The organism is Streptomyces sp. NPDC000941 (genome assembly GCF_053599555.1).
Window position 1 is genome coordinate 1 of sequence record NZ_JBSFMM010000427.1, and the last position, 4330, is coordinate 4330.

Genomic DNA, 4330 nt, shown 5'->3' on the forward strand with positions numbered 1-4330 from the left:
GATCCCAGCCACGGTTGGCGGGGAAGGGGCCGATGGCGTCGGTGCCGCTGTCCACCAGCTGCCACAGCTCCTCGGGGGAGGCGACACCGCCGGGGAAGTGGCAGGCCATCGCGGTGATGGCGATGGGCTCCTGGTGGCGCTCCTCGACCTCGCGCAGGCGCTGGCGGGCCTCGCCGAGGTCGAGGGTGACGCGCTTGAGGTACTGGCGCAGCTTATCTTCGGTGGCTGACATGGTTTCTCCGTCACTCCCCGTCAGGACGGGCCCAGTTGCTGGTCGATGAGGGCGAACATCTCGTCGTCCGACGCCGACGCGAGCGCCTCGCCGTCGATGCCCGCGCCGTCTCCCCGGCCCTCCAGGCGGGCGAGCAGTGCGTGGAGCCGGCCCGCGATCGTCTCGCGGGACGTGCCGTCCACCGTGTGGCCGCTGAGGGTGGACTCCAGCCTCGTCAGGTCGTTCAGGATCGGCGCGAGGTGATCGGCCCGCGCCGGTGGTTCGGAGGCGGGCCGGTCGGCCGGGGCGAGCTTCTGCTCCAGGTAGCGGGCCATGGTCCCGGCGTCGGGATAGTCGAAGATCAGGGCGGCGGGCAGCCGCAGCCCGGTGGCCATCGAGAGCCGGTTGCGCAGCTCGACGGCGGTGAGCGAGTCGAAGCCCAGCTCCTTGAAGGAGCTGTCCGCCCGCACCCCCGAGGGGTCGCTGCGCCCGAGGACGGTCGCCGCGTGCATGCGTACCAGGGTGAGCAGTTCGCGGTGGCGCTCTGCCTCGGTGAGCGCGGCGAGGCGGCCGGCCCAGTCGACGGGCCGCGCGGCGGCTGCGGTGGGCCGGGCCGGGGCCCCGGCGGCGGCCAGGCCGCGGAGCAGGGCGGGCACCGCGTCGGAGGGCGGTGAACCCGGGGCTCGGGAGTTGAGGTCGAGCGCCAGCGTGGACGCGGCGCCGTGGCGGTGGGCGGCATCGAAGAGGGCCAGCGCGGTGGGGGTGGACAGCGGGGTGAAGCCGGTGCGGTTCATGCGGGCGAGGTCGGCCTGGCCGAGGTCGCCTGACATGCCGCTGCTGGCCGCCCACAGGCCCCAGGCGATGGAGGTGGCGGGGAGGCCGGTGTGGTGTCGCCTGGTGGCGAGGGCGTCGAGGTAGGCGTTGGCAGCGGCGTAGTTGGCCTGTCCTGGGCTGCCGAGGGTGCCGGCGGCGGAGGAGTAGAGGGTGAACAGGGCCAGGGGGAGGTGGCGGGTGGCCGTGTCCAGGTTGGCGGCGGCCGTCGCCTTGGCCGCCCACACCGCCGCCAGCCGCTCCGGCGTCTGCGCCGTCAGCACGGCGTCGTCCAGCGCCCCCGCCGCGTGGACCACGCCGGTGAGGGGGTGGTCGGGGTCGATTCCGTCGATGACGCCGCGCAGGGCGGTGGGGTCGGCGGTGTCGGTGGCGGTGATGGTGACGTGGGCACCCAGGGTCTGCAGCCTGTCGCGGAGTTGTGCGGCACCGGGGGCGTCGGGTCCGCGTCGGCTGAGGAGGTGGAGGTGGGTGATGCCGTGGGTGGTGACGAGGTGTTCGGCGGTCAGGGCGCCGAGGGTGCCGGTGCCGCCGGTGATGAGGACCGTCCCGTCGGGGTCCGGCGTGCGCGGGATGTCCAGCACCACCTTGCCGGTGTGCTTGGCCTGGCTCATGTGGCGCAGCGCCTGCCGGGCCTTCGCCAGCGGCCACGCCTGGACGGGCTGCGGCCGGAGGGTGCCCTCGGCGAAGAGGCCGGCGAGCGTGCGCAGCATCTCCCCGACGTGATCCAGACCGGCATCGGGCACCAGGTCGTAGGCCCGGTAGTGAACGCCGGGGTGGGACGCGGCGATCTCCTCCGGGTGGCGGATGTCGGTCTTGCCCATCTCGATGAACCGGCCGCCGTCGCCGAGGAGTCGGAGTGAGGCGTCGGTGAAGTCGCCGGCGAGGCTGTTGAGGACGACGTCCATGGGGGGGAAGGCGTCTTCGAAGGCGAGGTCGCGGGAGGAGGCGCGGTGGTCGGCGTCGATGCCCATGGCGTCGAGGACGTGGTGTTTGCCGGGGCTGGCGGTGGCGTAGACCTCGGCGCCGAGGTGGCGCGCGATCTGCACGGCCGCCGTGCCCACGCCTCCCGTGGCGGCGTGGATCAGGATCTTCTCGCCCGCCGTCAGGCCGGCGAGGTCCACCAGCCCGTACCAGGCGGTGAGGAACGTCGTGGGGACCGCGGCCGCCTGCTGGTCGGTCCAGCCGGGCGGGACCGGCACGACCGCGCGGGCGTCGGCGACGGCGACGGGGCCGAAGGCGCCCTCGAACAGGCCCAGTACGCGGTCGCCGACGGCCACCGAGGTCACGTCCCCGGCCACCTCCAGGACGACACCCGCGCCCTCACTGCCCCGGAAGGTGCCCTCGTCCGGGTACATCCCGAGCACGATCAGCACGTCGCGGAAGTTGACCCCGGCGGCGCGCACCGCGATCCGCACCTGGCCGGGCGCCAGCGGCTCCAGCGCCTCGGGGCAGGGCACGACCTCGACCCCGTCGACCGTGCCCGAGCCGCCGGACGCGAGCCGCCAGGCCCGCTCACCCGGCGGCGGCACCAACTCCGGCGCCGCCGCCCGCTCCAGGCGCGGCACCAGCGCGTTGCCGCCGCGCACCGCCACCTGCGGCTCGTCCAGCGCGACCGCGCGCCGCACGGCGTCCAGCAGCTCGGCAGGACCGGTGCCGCCGTCGATGTCGCAGAGCAGGAAGCGGCCCGGGTTCTCGGACTGGGCGCTGCGCACCAGTCCCCACACGCTCGCCGCCGCCGGGTCGGGGCCGTCGTCGGCGTCCCCGGACCCGGGCGCGATCCCGCCCCGGGTGACGAGCACCAGCCGGGCGTCGGCCAACTCCGGCTCCTCCAGCCACCGGCGGGCCAGTGACAGCACGCCGGTGGCGGCGGCGAGCGCCCCGTCCGCCGACTCCGGGTCGCCGCCCGGGACGCCCGCGAGCACGGTGGCGGGCGTCGCGGTGGCGAGGAGCAGTTCGTCGATGCCCGCGTAACGCGCAGGGCCGGGCCCGGACCGCGAGGCGCGGAAGGGGAACGGGAGCGGGTCGTCGTCGCTGCCCAGGACCGCCAGGTCGCCGGTGTCGGGCGCGGGAATCTCCGTCGGCGGCAGCGGGGTCCACGCCACCGTGTACAGCCCGTCCACCCGCCGGGCGCCCGCTTCGCGGAGCTGGCGGGCGCTCGTCGCGCGGACCACCACGGCGTCGGCGCCGAGCACGGCGTTGCCTGCCGCGTCGGCCAGCAGGAGCCGGAAGCCGTGCTCCTGCGGCGACATGCGGACCCGCGCGGCGCGCGCGCCCGTGGCGTAGAGGGTGACGCCGCTCCACGCGAACGGCAGCCGCAGCTGCCCGTCGCCGCCCCGCTCGGCGTCCAGCGCCACCGGGTGCAGGGCCGCGTCCAGCAGCGCCGGGTGGATGCCGAGGCCGCCCGCGCCCTCGTGTGCCGCCTCGGGCAGCGTGACCTCGGCGAGCAGGTCCTCGCCGTGGCGCCAGGCGGCGGTCAGGCCCCGGAACGCCGGGCCATAGCCGTACCCCAGCGCCTCGGCGCGGTCGTAGAAGCCGTCCACCGCGACCGGCTCGGCGCCCGGCGGCGGCCAGGCCCCCGCCAGCGACGAGCCCGCCGGGTCAGGTTCCGGGGCCGCCGGGGCGAGATACCCGGTGGCGTGGCAGGTCCAGGGGGCGGAGGCCTCCCCGTCGGGGCGGGAGTGCACGCCCACCTCGCGGCGGCCGTCCTCGCCCGGGGCGTACGCCACGACCTGCACGCGCAGCCCGCCGGACGCGGGGAGCGCCATCGGGACCTGGAGCGCCAGCTCCTCGACACCGCCGCAGCCCGCCTCGTCGGCCGCCCGCAGCGCCCACTCGACCAGGGCCGCGCCCGGGACGAGAGTGGCCTCGGCGACGACATGGTCGGCGAGCCAGCCGCCGCCGCTTCCGGCGGCGGGGAGGCGGCCGGTCATCACCAGGCCGCCGTCGGCGAGTTCGACGGCGGCGCCGAGCTGCGGGTGCGCCACCGAGGTGAGCCCCGCGCTGCGCAGGTCGCCCGGTCCGCCGTCCACGCGCAGCCAGTAGGGCTGGTGCTGGAAGGCGTAGGTGGGGAGGTCGATGGTGTGGGCGGTCGGGTGCCAGGGGGTCCAGTCGACGGGGGTGTGGGTGGTGTGGAGGGTAGCGAGGGCGCGGGCGAGGGCGTTCGTCTCGGGCTGGGTGCGGGTGAGGGTGGGGGTGAGGACGGGCGGGTGCGCGGGCGGGGTGTCGAGTGCGTCGAGGGTGTGTTGGGCGCCCGGGATCAGGACGGGGTCGGGGCCGATTTCGATGTAG

2 protein-coding genes are annotated in these 4330 nt (G+C 76.1%); both read right to left on the reverse strand.

Annotated features, from left to right (window positions below; translation table 11 throughout):
- Window positions 1-232: polyketide synthase docking domain-containing protein (locus tag ACWDSL_RS52155; RefSeq protein ID WP_361732410.1), on the reverse strand; the 232-nt coding region annotated here is incomplete at its 3' end.
- Between the two features lie 20 nt (window positions 233-252).
- Window positions 253-4330, reverse strand: a 4078-nt coding sequence (locus ACWDSL_RS52160) for a KR domain-containing protein (RefSeq protein WP_450496660.1), incomplete at its 5' end; no start/stop codon positions are given.